The organism is Marinobacter sp. P4B1 (genome assembly GCF_001447135.1).
GTDB lineage: Bacteria > Pseudomonadota > Gammaproteobacteria > Pseudomonadales > Oleiphilaceae > Marinobacter > Marinobacter vinifirmus.
Genome location: NZ_LLXM01000005.1, coordinates 86,097 through 99,968 on the forward strand (window position 1 = coordinate 86,097; position 13,872 = coordinate 99,968).

The window sequence follows — 13,872 nt, forward strand, 5'->3', positions numbered from 1 at the left end:
CCCCTTAGCGCACCAGGTGCGGGGGCATTAGTATTTGAGCGGCGCATTGTACGTGAAAATCCCTACAAGGTCATTCCCACTCAGCACAATGCGACTTTATGTGTATCAACCGGATCTCAGGCGCGGCGCCAGGTGGTTCCTTCCCGGCTGTCATCCAGGATAATGCCCTTGTCCAGCAGTTCATCGCGAATGCGGTCTGCTTCAGCAAAATCCTTTCCCTTGCGCGCGTCGGCGCGGGCCTGGATCATCGCCTCGATATCTTCCGCCGTCAGCTCACTGCCGGTATCCGCCTGGAAGAACGCTTCCGGGTCCTGCTGCAGCAAGCCCAGCACCGCACCCAAACGCACCAGCACGGCCGCACTGCGCTTGGCAGCCTCTTCGTCACCTTCCCGGCGCTGATGATTAATGTCATTAGCTACCGCGTGCAACACAGCAATGGCGCCTGCGGTGTTGAAATCGTCGTCCATAGCCTCGGCAAACCGACGATCATGGTCGGATTCCGGCACATCGGCTTCTTTCGCCGGCGTGATGCCACGCAGGGCGTGATACAGCTTGGTCAGCGTGCGGCCAGCTTCGGCCAGGTTGTCTTCGGAATAGTCGACCTGGCTGCGGTAGTGGCTGGACACCAGGAAATAGCGCACCACTTCCGCCGGGTACTTTTCCAGGATCTCGCGAATGGTGAAGAAGTTGCCCAGAGACTTGGACATCTTTTCTTTGTTTACACGAATGGCGCCGGCGTGCATCCAGGTGTGCACAAACTTGTGGCCGGTGGCGCACTCGGACTGGGCAATCTCGTTCTCGTGGTGCGGGAACAGCAGGTCCGGGCCGCCGCCGTGGATATCGAAGGTATCACCCAGACACTTGGTGGACATGGCAGAGCACTCGATGTGCCAGCCCGGGCGACCTTCACCCCAGGGCGACTGCCAGCTCACCTCACCCGGCTTGGCGGCTTTCCACAGGGCAAAGTCCGCCGGGCTGCGCTTGGCTTCCTGCACGTCCACCCGGGCACCTGCCAGCAGGTCCTCCAGCTTCTTCTTGCTGAGCTTGCCGTAATCCGGGAACGAATCCACCGCAAAGTACACATCGCCGTTGTCCGCCGCATAGGCGTGGCCGCCGGAAATCAGGGTCTGGATCATGGCGATGATGTCGTCGATGTAAGCTGTTGCCCGGGGCTCGTCATTGGGCGCCAGCACGCCCAGACGCGCTTCGTCTTCGTGCATCGCGTGGATCATGCGGTCGGTCAGGTCGGTGTAGACCTCACCGTTTTCGTCCGCCCGACGCAGGATCTTGTCGTCGATATCGGTGATGTTGCGCACGTAGTGCACATCATAACCACGGTGGCGCAGGTACCGGGTAATCACATCGAAGGCCACCAGCACCCGGGCATGGCCCAGGTGGCAGTAGTCGTAAACCGTCATGCCGCACACATACATGCGCACCTTGCCCGGCTCGATGGTTTTGAACTCTTCCTTTTGCTGCGTCAGCGTGTTGTAGATGCGCATTACTTGCCTCCCTTACCCCAGGAATCCCTCAGGGTCACGGTACGGTTGAACACCGGCTTGCCGGCCTTGGCGGTCAGTTCCTGGTCGCAGAAGAAATAGCCTTCCCGCTCGAACTGGTAAGGCAGGTCGGTACGCGGCTCGGCCAGGCTTTTCTCTACCCGCGCGCCTTTCAGCACCACCAGGGATTCCGGGTTCAGGTGGTCCAGGAAGTCGCCTTCCTTGTCGCTGTCCGGGTTCTCGTGGTTGAACAGACGGTCGTACAGATTGATATCTGACTCAACGCTATCAGTGGCCGACACCCAGTGAATCACGCCATTAGGCTTGTAGCCTTCGGGGTTCACGCCCAGGGTGTTCGGATCGTATTCGCACTTCAGCTCGACAATTTCGCCACTGTCATCACGCACAACCTCTTTGCAGGTCATCACGTAACCACCGCGCAGGCGCACCGCTTGGTCCGGGGCCAGCCGCTTCCACTTGCGTGGCGGCTCGATCACGAAGTCTTCCCGGTCGATGTACAGGGTCTGGCTCCAGGTCACTTCCCGCTCACCCATCTCCGGCTTCTGCGGATGCACCGGCAGGGTCAGGGTTTCAACCTGGTCGGCCGGGTAGTTGGTCAGGGTCACCTTGAGCGGGCGCATCACGCACATGGCGCGGGGCGCCCGGTCGTTCAGGTCTTCGCGAATGGCATATTCCAGCATGCCCACATCCACGGTACCGCCGGCCTTGTTCACACCGATCATGTCGCAGAAACTCCGGATGGATTCCGGGGTGTAACCGCGGCGACGCATGCCCGAGATGGTCGGCATCCGGGGATCGTTCCAGCCGTCTACCACGTTTTCGTCCACCAGCCGCTTCAGCTTGCGCTTGCTGGTAATGGTGTAGTTCAGGTTCAGCCGGGCAAATTCGATCTGGCGTGGGTGGCACGGAATAGTGATGTTATCCAGCACCCAGTCGTACAGCGGCCGGTGATCTTCGAACTCCAGGGTGCACAGGGAATGGGTAATGCCTTCCAGGGCATCGGAAATCGGATGGGTGAAGTCGTACATCGGGTAGATGCACCACTTGCTGCCGGTCTGATGATGGTCAGCATAGCGAATGCGGTACAGGATCGGGTCCCGCATGTTGATGTTCGGAGAGGCCATGTCAATCTTGGCCCGCAACACCAGTTCGCCGTTCTGGAACTTGCCGTCGCGCATATCCCGGAACAGCTGCAGGCTCTCTTCCACCGGACGGTCACGGTAAGGGCTGTTCTTGCCAGGCTCTTTCAGGGAACCCCGGTACTCAGCCATCTGTTCGGCATTCAGCGCGCACACATAGGCCTTGCCCTTCTGGATCAGCTCCTCAGCGAATAAATACAGCTGGTCAAAGTAATCGGAAGCGTAGAGTACTTCGTCTGCCCATTTGTAACCCAGCCACTCGACATCCTGCTTGATGGCGTCGATATACTCCTGACTTTCTTTTTCCGGGTTGGTGTCATCAAAGCGCAGGTTGCATTCGCCACCGAAGGTTTCGGCAATGCCGAAATTCAGGCAGATGGACTTGGCGTGACCAACGTGCAGATAACCATTGGGCTCCGGCGGAAAACGGGTAACGACCGTGCCGGTGTGCTCGCCCTTGGCGATGGCATCTTCGATCAGGCTTTGAATAAAGTTGTGGGCTTTCTTCGACTCGGCGCTCATACAATCTCTGTCAACGGGGGATGAAACATGGGAGCAATCCGAAGGCTCCGTGAAACCGCCTATTATACTCACAAATAGTCTCAGGACTCATGCACACAACGAAACTCTTCAGTACAATAGCGACTTTGATCATTCCGACCTCAAACTACAGGAAGCCCTGATGATTCTGCTGAAAACCAACCTCGGTGATATCAAACTGGAACTGGACTACGAAAACGCGCCGGAAACCGCCAAGAACTTCGAGCAGTATGTTCGTGAAGGTTTCTACGATGGCCTGATCTTCCACCGGGTAATCAGCAATTTCATGATCCAGGGCGGCGGCTTCGAGCCGGGCATGACTCCGCGCAAAACCCGCGAGCCTATCCAGAACGAAGCCGATAACGGCCTGAGCAACAAAACCGGCACCATCGCCATGGCCCGCACCATGGACCCGCACTCCGCAACTGCCCAGTTCTTCATCAACGTGCAGGACAACGGCTTCCTGGACCACACCGCCAAGAACGCCGAAGGCTGGGGTTACTGCGTGTTCGGTAAGGTTGTCGACGGCATGGACACGGTGAATCAGATCCGCGCCGTTCGCACCACCATGAACGCCGGCCACCAGGACGTTCCCTTCGAGGACGTGGTTATCGAGAAGGCCGAGGTTCTGGAGGACGCGTGACCACGCTGTTTATCTCCGACCTGCACCTGGAAGAATCGCGCCCGGACATCACGGGCGCCTTTCTCGGGTTCCTGAAAACCCACGCCATGGGTGTGGAGCAGCTGTACATTCTGGGCGACTTCTTTGAAGCCTGGATTGGCGATGACGAACGCACGCCGCTACAGGAACAGGTAGCCGCTGCTCTCCGTGAAGTGCGGGATAGCGGCACAGAGATTTTTCTGATGCACGGCAACCGTGACTTCCTGATCGGCAATGACTATTGCGAACGGGCCGGCGCCACCCTGCTGGACGACCCTACTGTGGTCGACCTGTATGGCACCCCTGCCCTGCTGATGCATGGCGACAGCCTGTGCACCGCCGACGTGGAATACCAGAAGTTCCGGGCCAACATGCGTAATCCGCAGATGCAGAAAATGATGCTGGCCCGCCCACTGGAAGACCGCCAGCAGATGGCGCGACAGCTGCGCCAGATGTCCATGGCCAAGAATCAGGGCAAAGCCGAAGACATCATGGATGTCACGCCCGAAGAAGTGGTGAAAGAGCTTGAACATCATGGCGTACAGCTGATGATCCACGGCCACACTCACCGCCCGGCCATCCATGACCTGGAAGCCAACGGCGAACCCGCCTGGAGGATTGTTCTGGGTGACTGGGACACGCACGTTTGGTGGCTGGAAGCCCGTTCAGGACAGGAACCGGAACTGAAGAAAGTCCCGCTATGATTCGGGGCCGCCCGCCGGCTCCCGATAGGTTTCCAGCCGCTTCAGCCAGCCTGGCAGCCAGCGTTCCCGCTCAATCGGATTCTCGGCATTCTCTGCCCGCCGGGTAAGCACCCGGCCGGCGGCTTCCCGGAACGACTGCAGTTCGGTTTTATCGCCTGCCGCGTCCATCTCCAGCAATACCTGCAACAGCCCCCAGCCTTGACCCTGGTAACGCTCACCTTCCGCCAGCCCCTCGCCCTTGAAGTTCACATAATCCATAAGGGCGTATACGCCGCCGGGGGTGGCACTCAAGGCTTCCAGGCGAGCACTTACCTGCTGCTGGCGATTCTCCGGAGCCGCCGCCACGATCTTGCCCAGAGATTCCGCTGCCCGCCGAAAAATAAACTCCGCCTGAAGCCCCTGGGTTCCGGCCAGAAACTCTCTCAACTCGGCAACCCTGGAAGAATCTTCCAGGGCGAGAAACGCAGCCCGGTCGGGCCAGGGCGCATCGAAGGGCTCGAGGTTGCGCAACCAGTCCGGCACCTTGGCCTGGCGTTGCACCATGTAGCGGATAAGCTGAGGGAAACTTTCTGTGAATCGACCCTCCACCCCCTCCGGATACCAGATAAAATGCCCGATACCCAGAGACGGAAAGGCTTCGCCTTCATTCCAATGCACCAGGCAGTCAAACCGGCTGGCGCATTCGTTGGCGAAGATTTTCTGGCCCACCCAGTCCAGCTGGGCAGGCTTGAGGGCCAGCGAGTCCGCCGTCACCGGGTCCCGGTCCGCATCGCACCCGGACAAGGCCAGCAGCATGGCCGTCAGCAACAGCGAAATCAGTGGCTTCATTACTGCTCTACAAATGCCCGTTCGATGACATAGTGGCCCATGTCGCCGCCACGGGCTTCTTTAAAGCCCATGTCGTTGAGGATGTTGCAGGTATCCTTGAGCATGCTCGGGCTGCCGCAAATCATGAAGCGGTCCTGCTCGATATCGAAGTCCGGCAGGCCCAGATCCCGCGTGATCTTGCCGGTTTTCATGGCTTCAGTCAGGCGGCCCTGGTTGCGGAACGGCTCCCGGGTAACGGTCGGGTAGTACAGCAGCTTGCCGGACACCATCTCGCCAAAGAATTCATTCTCCGGCAATTCGTCGATCTCTTGCTGGTACGCCAGCTCAGACACGTAGCGCACGCCGTGGGTAAGGATCACCTTATCAAAGGCTTCGTACACTTCCGGGTCTTTGATTATGCTCATAAACGGCGCCAGTCCGGTACCGGTGCTGATCAGCCAAAGGTTGCGGCCCGGCAGCAGGTTATCCAGCACCAGGGTGCCGGTGGGCTTGCGGCTGACCAGGATCTCGTCACCTACCTTGATCTGCTGCAGGCGGGAAGTCAGCGGGCCATCGGGCACCTTGATAGAGAAGAACTCCAGTTCTTCCTCGTAATTGGCACTGGCGATGCTGTAGGCACGCATCAGCGGCTTGCCATCGGTTTCCAGACCGATCATCACAAAATGGCCGTTCTTGAAACGGAAGGCCGGGTCCCGGCTGGTTTTGAAACTGAACAAGGTGTCGTTCCAGTGATGCACACTGGTCACGGTTTCTTTCATCATATTGCTCATGGAGCCCTCGCCAGATTATTTGCGGTCAGTCATCAATTGGTAACCAGTTTAACCTTTTGCTTGAAATCGACAAAACAGGCTGTTCTCATAAACCTGTTCGATTTTATCGATAATATGGCCCCACCCATTAAAAAGCCCCAACAGTGCCGGACCAATCATGAAATACAGTTTCCGTCAGCTCGAAGTCTTCCTTGCCGCCGCCCACTTCCAGAACATCACCCGGGCTGCGGAATCCCTGGCCATGTCGCAGTCGGCTGCCAGCAGTGCCCTGAAGGAACTGGAGAACCAGTTCGACATCCAGCTGTTCGACCGTGTAGGCAAACGCCTGCAGCTGAACGAGCTGGGCAGGCTGTACCGGCCCAAGGCCGAGTCCCTGCTGGCCCAGGCCACCGAACTGGAACAGGCCCTGAGCAAGCACTCGGAAGTAGGCGCCCTGAAAGTGGGTGCCACACTGACCATAGGTAACTATCTGGCCGTTGGCGTGATGGCCCAATACATGAATACCCCTACCCGGCCGAAAGTATCGCTGGAAGTGGCTAACACCAGCACCATCGCAAAGCGGGTCAGGGACTTTGAGCTGGACATCGGTTTGATTGAAGGCGAGCTACAAGCATCGGAACTGGAGGTGATCCCCTGGCGGGAAGACCGGCTGGTGGCCTTCTGCTCCCCTACCCACCCGCTGGCAGCAAAGGGCGAACTGACCGACGACGACCTGCGCGCCGCCACCTGGATTCTGAGGGAACAGGGCTCCGGCACCCGCCAGAGCTTCGAGCGCGGCATGCACGGCCTGCTGCCAGACCTGAACGTACTGCTGGAACTGGAACACACCGAAGCCATCAAGCGCGCCGTGGAAGCGGACCTGGGCATCGGATGTCTGTCAGAAGTGGTACTGGCCGATGCCTTCAAACGCGGCAGCCTGGTGCCCCTGAAAGTGCCCCACCGGCAGTTTGACCGGCACTTCTACTTCATCCTGCACAAGCAGAAGTACCGGAGTGCGGGGATTGCCCGGTGGATGGCCTTGTGCCAGGAGCTTTAAAGACTGTTTTTTTGCCACGGAATCCACTGAAAAACACGGAAAGAAAAGATTAAAGAATTTTTTGCCACTAAATCCACGAAAGGACACGAAAAGAAAAGCTTTAAAGATTTTTAGCCACGGACACTCACGGAATTACACGGACAACAACACAGAGAATTTTATCTGTTGTCAGTGAGCGTCCGTGAGTGTCCGTGGCAAAATAGTTCTTATTTTTTCGTGTTCTTTCGTGGATTTAGTGGCAAATCATTTTCCTTTTTCCGTGTCCTTCCGTGGATTCCGTGGCAAAAATTTCAGTTAACCAAAGGCCCGCTATGAAACCGGAACTCCGAATCCGGCTCTTCAATCAGCCGCTGCTCGATGGCCATAAACTCCGCCACCCGCTCATCCACCGGACCGCCGTTGGCCTGTACCGCCAGCTTCAGGTAATCCTGGTAATGCCGCGCTTCGGATTTCAGCAGGCTGTTGTAGAACTCCGCCAGCTTCTCATCAAGGTGCGGTGCCAGGGCCGCGAAGCGCTCGCAGGAGCGGGCTTCGATGATGGCGCCGACAATCAGCACATCCACCAGGCGGCCCGGATCGTCCTTACGCACGGCTTCCCGCAGGCCGGCGGCGTAGCGGGCCGGCGTCAGGTGGGTGTAGGCCACTCCCCGCTTGTTCATGATCGCCAGCACCTGCTCGAAGTGCCGCAGTTCTTCCCGTGCCAGGCGGGACATTTTGTTCAGCAGGTCGGTGTTGTCCACATACCGGTACATCAGGCTCAGGGCCGTAGAGGCTGCTTTCTTTTCGCAATGGGCGTGGTCAATCAGCATCAGGTCCTGGTTGGCCAGGGCGTTCTCGATCCAGCGCGATGGCGTTCGGCAGGGCAGGAAATCGTGTATCTCTTGCAGGGCTTCGTTCATGGCTTTGGCAACCGTCCGGTTCAACAAGCGCGGGAGTATAACGCACCTAACAGATCTCTCCGACCTCTGTCCAACTTAACTTTATAAGGGCTTTCCTATAGAATGCAGCGCCAGATCAAGGAGTCTCTGAATAAATCCTGAAACCCCATCGGTGATTTGAGGCCTTATTCAGAGGCTCCTGCGGCCTTTTCGCCAAAAAACTCCCGCCGGGCACCACGCCCACAGCGCGGAACATTCCAACTGATGAGGGTCCATATCGTGTTAGAAGCCTATCGTGAACACGTTGCTGAACGTGAAGCCCTGGGTATCCCGCCCAAGCCCCTGAACCCCGAGCAGACTGCTGGTCTGATCGAGCTGCTGAAGAACCCGCCGGCCGGTGAAGAAGCCACCCTGGTTGACCTGCTGGAAAACCGCGTTCCGCCGGGAGTGGACGAAGCCGCTTACGTAAAAGCTGCTTTCCTGACCGCGATCGTTAAAGGCGAAGCTGCTTCCCCGCTGATCGACAAGAAGAAGGCTGTCCAGCTGCTGGGCATGATGCAGGGCGGCTACAACATCGCTACTCTGGTCGACCTTCTGGACGACAGCGAGCTGGCCGAACTGGCTGGTGAAGAACTCAAGCACACCCTGCTGATGTTCGACGCGTTCAACGACGTTAAAGAAAAGATGGACGCCGGCAACGCCGTTGCCAAGTCTGTTGTTGAGTCCTGGGCCAATGCCGAGTGGTTCACCAACAAGAACAAGGTTCCCGAGAGCACCAAGATGGTCGTGTTCAAGGTAACCGGCGAAACCAACACCGACGACCTGTCTCCGGCTCCGGATGCCTGGTCCCGCCCGGACATCCCGCTCCACGCCCGCGCCGCCTATAAGATGGAGCGCGACGGCCTGAAGCCGGAAGAGCCCGGCGTAACTGGCCCGATGAGCCAGATTGAAGAAATCAAGTCCAAGGGCCTGCCGGTTGCCTTCGTAGGCGACGTAGTCGGTACCGGTTCTTCCCGTAAGTCTGCCACTAACTCTGTTCTGTGGTTCTTCGGCGACGACATCCCGGGCGTGCCGAACAAGCGTGCCGGCGGTGTGTGTATCGGTAACAAGGTTGCCCCGATCTTCTTCAACACCATGGAAGATGCCGGCGCCCTGGTTTTCGAAGCACCTGTAGACAACATGAACATGGGCGACGTGATCGAAATCCGCCCGTACGAAGGCAAGATCCTGAACGAAGCCGGCGAGACCATCTCCGAGTTCAAGTTCAAGTCTGACGTCATCCTGGACGAAGTTCAGGCCGGCGGTCGTATCCCGCTGATCATCGGCCGTGGCCTGACCGCCAAGGCGCGTACTGCACTGGGCATGGGCCCGACAGACCTGTTCCGCCTGCCGAAAGATCCGGAAGCCGGCACCAAGGGGTTCACCCTGGGCCAGAAGATGGTCGGCAAGGCCTGCGGTCTGGAAGAAGGCCAGGGCGTGCGCCCGGGTACCTACTGCGAGCCGCACATGACCACTGTTGGTTCCCAGGACACCACTGGTCCGATGACCCGTGACGAACTGAAAGACCTGGCGTGTCTGGGCTTCCAGGCTGACCTGGTTATGCAGTCCTTCTGTCACACCGCCGCTTATCCGAAGCCGGTTGACGTTAAAATGCAGCACACCATGCCGGACTTCATCCGTACCCGTGGCGGTGTTTCCCTGCGTCCGGGCGACGGTATCATCCACTCCTGGCTGAACCGCATGCTGCTGCCGGACACCGTGGGTACCGGTGGTGACTCCCACACCCGTTTCCCGATGGGCATCTCCTTCCCGGCCGGTTCTGGCCTGGTAGCGTTTGCTGCAGCCACCGGCGTTATGCCGCTGGATATGCCGGAATCCGTTCTGGTTCGCTTCAAAGGCGAAATGCAGCCGGGCATCACCCTGCGTGACCTGGTACACGCCATTCCGCTGTACGGCATCAAGAACGGCATGCTGACCGTTGAGAAGAAAGGCAAGATCAACGAGTTCTCTGGCCGCATCCTGGAAATCGAAGGTCTGGAGCACCTGACCGTTGAGCAGGCGTTCGAATTGTCTGACGCTTCTGCTGAGCGCTCTGCTGCCGGTTGTACCATCAACCTGTCTGAAGAGTCTGTTGCCGAGTACCTGCGCTCCAACATCGTGATGCTGCGCTGGATGATTGCCGAAGGTTACGGCGATCCGCGTACCCTGGAGCGTCGCGCCCAGCAGATGGAAGAGTGGCTGGCCAATCCGAAGCTGATGCGTGCTGATGCAGACGCAGAATACGCCCACGTGGTCGAAATCGACCTGGCCGACATCAAAGAGCCGATCGTGTGCTGCCCGAACGACCCTGACGATGCCAAGTTCCTGTCCGAAGTGGCTGGCGACAAGGTAGACGAAGTGTTCATCGGTTCCTGCATGACCAACATCGGTCACTTCCGCGCTGCCGGCAAGCTGCTTGAGCAGAACAAAGAGCCGCTCAAGACCCGTCTGTGGATGTCTCCGCCCACCAAGATGGACCAGCAGCAGCTGATGGAAGAAGGCTACTTCAACACCTACGGCACCGCCGGTGTTCGCACCGAGATGCCGGGCTGCTCCCTGTGCATGGGTAACCAGGCACGTGTAGCTGCCAAGTCTACGGTTCTGTCTACCTCTACCCGTAACTTCCCGAACCGTCTGGGTGATGGTGCCAACGTGTACCTGACCTCTGCGGAACTGGCAGCTGTGGGCGCGGTACTGGGCAAACTCCCGACTCCTGCGGAGTACATGGAGTACGCCAAGGACCTGAACAGCATGTCCAAAGAGATCTACAAGTATCTCAACTTCGACCAGATGGAAGAGTACACCCAGAAGGCATCTGAGGCTTCCGTAGCCTGAGACCCTCTGAGGTAGCTTTACCTCTGATCTGAAACGCCAGCCTTCGGGCTGGCGTTTTTTTATGCCTCAGGTTTACCTTTTTCAGGAAACCCAGTGCCGCTATTACCGGCCCTAAACTCAGGCTCGGGAGTTTTGCCGGCCCCGCGGCGGGGGAGTCTTTTCTGCAGGGAAAAACAACTCGCTTCGCTCAGACATCTTTTTCCCTGCAGAAAAGACTCCCCCACCCCGTGGCCAGCGCAGAACCATGTGTGGGTTTCAGGTACAAAAAAGGGCTCCCCTTGGGGAGCCCTTGTCAGAACACTGATGTGAATCAGTGGATTCTGTTACCGCTGGATATGCTGGTACTCACCAGAATCCTTGGTGGCCAGGCTGACCACTACGATGGCAATGAAGGCGGCAACGAAACCAGGGATGATTTCATATACGCCCGGGCCACCCATGAAGCTGCCGTTCCAGCCCAGGGAGATCCAGATCATTACAGTCGCAGCACCCACGACCATACCGGCAATGGCACCGGCGCCGTTGGTGCGGGACCACATCAGGGACAGCAGGATCAGCGGGCCGAAGGCGGCACCGAAGCCTGCCCAGGCGTTACTGACCAGGGCCAGAACCTGGGAGTTCGGGTCAGAGGCGATAACTGCCGCCACCAGGCCAACTGCAACAACGCAGGCACGGCCGACGTTGACGCACTCTTTGTCGGTCGCTTCTTTGCGCAGGAACAGGCGGTAGAAATCCTCAGTCAGTGAGGAAGACGATACCAGCAGCTGACTGGAGATGGTGCTCATGACCGCCGCCAGCAGGGCTGCGTAAAGGAAGCCGGTGATCAGCGGGTGGAACAGCAGATCAGACAGGATGATGAAGATGGTTTCCGGGTCTGCGATGTCCATACCGTTACGAACGGCGTAGGCACGGCCGAAGATACCCAGTGAGATGGCACCGATCAGGGAGATCGCCATCCAGCCCATACCGATGTTACGGGCGGTCGGAACGTCTTTCAGGGAACGTATAGCCATGAAGCGCACGATGATGTGCGGCTGGCCAAAATAGCCCAGGCCCCAGGTGACGGCCGACAGCCAGCCAATAAAGGTGAGCCCCTCTGTCCAGGACAGCAAGGTCGGATCAACTTCATTCAAGGTCTGGGACGCCTGAGCAAAGCCACCGCCACCTTCACCGAACAGCACAACTGCCGGCATGATCACCAGTGCCAGCATCATGATGCAGCCCTGCACGAAGTCGGTCATGCTCACTGCCAGGAAGCCACCTACTACGGTGTAGGCCAGAACCACGCCGAGGGTGATTACAATACCCACTGCATAATCGCTCAGGCCGCCGAAGTTGAAGATGCCGGCAAAGGCACTTTCAAACAGCTTGCCACCGGCAACCAGGCCGGATGCGGTGTAAACCGCAAAGAAGATAACGATAACAATGGCAGACACGGTTCTCAGGGACAGAGCCTGAGTCGGGAACCGGTTTGCAAGGAAAGACGGGATGGTGATGGCGTTACCGTAGTGAACGGTTTGTTCCCGCAGGCGGGGTGCCACCAGAACCCAGTTAAAGAATGCGCCCACAAACAGGCCGATACCGATCCAGGCTGAAGCCAGACCGGATACATACAATGCCCCGGGCAGACCCAGAAGCAACCAGCCACTCATATCGGAAGCACCGGCAGACAGTGCCGCTACTTTCGGGCTGAGTGCCCGCCCACCGAGCATGTAATCTTCAGATGAAGACGTAGATCTCTGCATTGCATAAATGCCAATGGCAATCATGATTGCAAAGTACGCAAATAGACTGATCCAAACGCCAATAGCCATAAGGCTCCTCCGGTTTAAGTGAGTCGGACCTCGGTCCGCTCTCAGAGCACAGCGCCGGCACCCGGCCTGCGGACTGCACTGTTTTTCTTGTTTACCTGAAATCTTCCTGACTGGAGCGGGACTTACCCGCACGGATACTCCTTCACTATAGTCGACCGCCGCTGGTTTGCGACAATCGCCTACCCTGCTTCCGCAAGGCGGGAATACAGACGCTATAAGTTAGTATTACTACGGATTCCCGGCTTACAAAATCCTACGATTGTTTTGCACAATCCTACGGGACTGTCGGTTTTACGGGCAGATCAAGCTACCCGGTCACCAATCTGTAACCGGGACGGGGTCGTTCCCTTGTATTTGCGCAGGGCATTGGTGAGTGCGCTCTGGGAGGAAAAGCCGGTCCGGTAACTGATTTCAGACACCGAGAGGGACGTTGACGACAACAGGCGCACGGCCTGGTCGAGTCGGGTCTGTATCAGAAACTGATGCGGGGTAATGCCCGACACTTCTCGGAACACTTCGTGGAAACGGCTGGTACTCAGGCAGGCTTCCCGGGCCAGGTCCTGCACGGTGATCTTCCGGTGCAGGTTATCGACGATATACCGGCGAATGGCGTCCGGGCTGATGCTGTGCCGGCTGGCACGGGTGGCCTGCCCGTCTACAATCCGGTCGGCCATGGAATACAGGATACTGGCCGCAAGGTGCCGGTGCAGGGGTTCGTTATCTGGGGAGCGGTCGAATTCTCCGGCGGCAAACTGCACAAGGCCCTGCAGCCGGTTGTCCATCTGGATAGTGCGGGGCCTCTCGAAGACCCCGGCCATGCGTTCGTAGTCGGCATGGGCCGGGGAATCCAGGACAGGGCTCAGCGGGTCCAGGTTAATCACCAGCACGTGGTTCTCGTGGTCCCCGCAGTAGTCGTGCCGGGCTTCGGTTGGCACCAGGCAGGCTTTCCAGGTGTCCAGAAACGAACCCACGCCGTCGACACTCAGTTCGGCAGCGCCACGCACGCCCACCACAATCTGGTGATGTTCGTGATGGTGTTGGTGTGAATTGACCGGCAGTTTCAGAAGCTTTGCGTCAAGCATTCAAGCTGCACGCCTTTAATCGAGAA

11 protein-coding genes are annotated in these 13,872 nt (G+C 58.2%); 4 read left to right on the forward strand and 7 right to left on the reverse strand.

What is annotated here, in order from left to right; genetic code table 11:
• Positions 1 to 116: 116 nt before the first annotated feature.
• Complete coding sequence (gene cysS / locus AQ621_RS02170) at positions 117 to 1,502, reverse strand: cysteine--tRNA ligase (RefSeq protein ID WP_058340081.1); 1,386 nt, start codon at positions 1,500 to 1,502, stop codon at positions 117 to 119.
• Complete coding sequence (locus tag AQ621_RS02175) at positions 1,502 to 3,181, reverse strand: glutamine--tRNA ligase/YqeY domain fusion protein (protein WP_058340082.1); 1,680 nt, start codon at positions 3,179 to 3,181, stop codon at positions 1,502 to 1,504. Before AQ621_RS02175 ends, cysS begins: the two co-directional genes overlap by 1 nt.
• 160 nt (positions 3,182 to 3,341) lie before the next feature.
• Between AQ621_RS02175 and AQ621_RS02180 the strand changes: the two genes are divergently transcribed.
• Positions 3,342 to 3,842, forward strand: a complete 501-nt coding sequence (locus AQ621_RS02180; protein ID WP_058340083.1) for a peptidylprolyl isomerase — start codon at positions 3,342 to 3,344, stop codon at positions 3,840 to 3,842.
• Entirely contained in the window at positions 3,839 to 4,564 is a 726-nt protein-coding gene (locus AQ621_RS02185; protein ID WP_058340084.1) for a UDP-2,3-diacylglucosamine diphosphatase, read from the forward strand. The genes AQ621_RS02180 and AQ621_RS02185 overlap by 4 nt, the downstream gene beginning before the upstream one ends.
• On the opposite strand, the gene AQ621_RS02190 is transcribed toward AQ621_RS02185, so the two are convergent.
• Positions 4,559 to 5,359: a hypothetical protein gene (locus tag AQ621_RS02190; protein ID WP_264753797.1), complete on the reverse strand. Its 801-nt coding sequence runs from the start codon at positions 5,357 to 5,359 to the stop codon at positions 4,559 to 4,561. The genes AQ621_RS02185 and AQ621_RS02190 overlap by 6 nt on opposite strands.
• 32 nt (positions 5,360 to 5,391) lie before the next feature.
• Positions 5,392 to 6,162, reverse strand: a complete 771-nt coding sequence (locus AQ621_RS02195; RefSeq protein WP_058340086.1) for a ferredoxin--NADP reductase — start codon at positions 6,160 to 6,162, stop codon at positions 5,392 to 5,394.
• A 157-nt stretch (positions 6,163 to 6,319) separates the two neighbouring features.
• Here AQ621_RS02195 and AQ621_RS02200 point away from each other — a divergent pair, with 157 nt between their 5' ends.
• Positions 6,320 to 7,198, forward strand: a complete 879-nt coding sequence (locus AQ621_RS02200) for a LysR family transcriptional regulator (RefSeq protein ID WP_022988061.1) — start codon at positions 6,320 to 6,322, stop codon at positions 7,196 to 7,198.
• Between the two features lie 290 nt (positions 7,199 to 7,488).
• Here the strand turns inward: AQ621_RS02200 and AQ621_RS02205 are convergent, their stop codons facing one another.
• Positions 7,489 to 8,097: a MiaE family protein gene (locus tag AQ621_RS02205; protein WP_058340087.1), complete on the reverse strand. Its 609-nt coding sequence runs from the start codon at positions 8,095 to 8,097 to the stop codon at positions 7,489 to 7,491.
• Between the two features lie 258 nt (positions 8,098 to 8,355).
• Here AQ621_RS02205 and acnB point away from each other — a divergent pair, with 258 nt between their 5' ends.
• Complete coding sequence (gene acnB, locus AQ621_RS02210; protein WP_058340432.1) at positions 8,356 to 10,950, forward strand: bifunctional aconitate hydratase 2/2-methylisocitrate dehydratase; 2,595 nt, start codon at positions 8,356 to 8,358, stop codon at positions 10,948 to 10,950.
• A gap of 323 nt (positions 10,951 to 11,273) precedes the next feature.
• Here the strand turns inward: acnB and putP are convergent, their stop codons facing one another.
• Together putP and AQ621_RS02220 are read right to left on the reverse strand one after the other, a co-directional pair.
• On the reverse strand, positions 11,274 to 12,764 hold the full coding sequence (putP, locus tag AQ621_RS02215) for a sodium/proline symporter PutP (protein WP_058340088.1): 1,491 nt from the start codon (positions 12,762 to 12,764) through the stop codon (positions 11,274 to 11,276).
• Positions 12,765 to 13,066: 302 nt separating this feature from the next.
• Positions 13,067 to 13,846, reverse strand: a complete 780-nt coding sequence (locus AQ621_RS02220) for an AraC family transcriptional regulator (RefSeq protein WP_058340089.1) — start codon at positions 13,844 to 13,846, stop codon at positions 13,067 to 13,069.
• Between the last annotated feature and the right edge of the window lie 26 nt (positions 13,847 to 13,872).

What these genes read in the sequence shown, in the direction of transcription:
- AQ621_RS02180 (WP_058340083.1), top strand. Translation starts at nt 3,342, where the DNA reads ATGATTCTGCTGAAAACCAACCTCGGTGATATCAAACTGGAACTGGAC.
- AQ621_RS02175 (WP_058340082.1), bottom strand. Translation starts at nt 3,181, where the DNA reads ATGAGCGCCGAGTCGAAGAAAGCCCACAACTTTATTCAAAGCCTGATC.
- AQ621_RS02205 (WP_058340087.1), bottom strand. Translation starts at nt 8,097, where the DNA reads ATGAACGAAGCCCTGCAAGAGATACACGATTTCCTGCCCTGCCGAACG.
- cysS (WP_058340081.1), bottom strand. Translation starts at nt 1,502, where the DNA reads ATGCGCATCTACAACACGCTGACGCAGCAAAAGGAAGAGTTCAAAACC.
- AQ621_RS02220 (WP_058340089.1), bottom strand. Translation starts at nt 13,846, where the DNA reads ATGCTTGACGCAAAGCTTCTGAAACTGCCGGTCAATTCACACCAACAC.
- AQ621_RS02200 (WP_022988061.1), top strand. Translation starts at nt 6,320, where the DNA reads ATGAAATACAGTTTCCGTCAGCTCGAAGTCTTCCTTGCCGCCGCCCAC.
- AQ621_RS02190 (WP_264753797.1), bottom strand. Translation starts at nt 5,359, where the DNA reads ATGCTGCTGGCCTTGTCCGGGTGCGATGCGGACCGGGACCCGGTGACG.
- putP (WP_058340088.1), bottom strand. Translation starts at nt 12,764, where the DNA reads ATGGCTATTGGCGTTTGGATCAGTCTATTTGCGTACTTTGCAATCATG.
- AQ621_RS02195 (WP_058340086.1), bottom strand. Translation starts at nt 6,162, where the DNA reads ATGAGCAATATGATGAAAGAAACCGTGACCAGTGTGCATCACTGGAAC.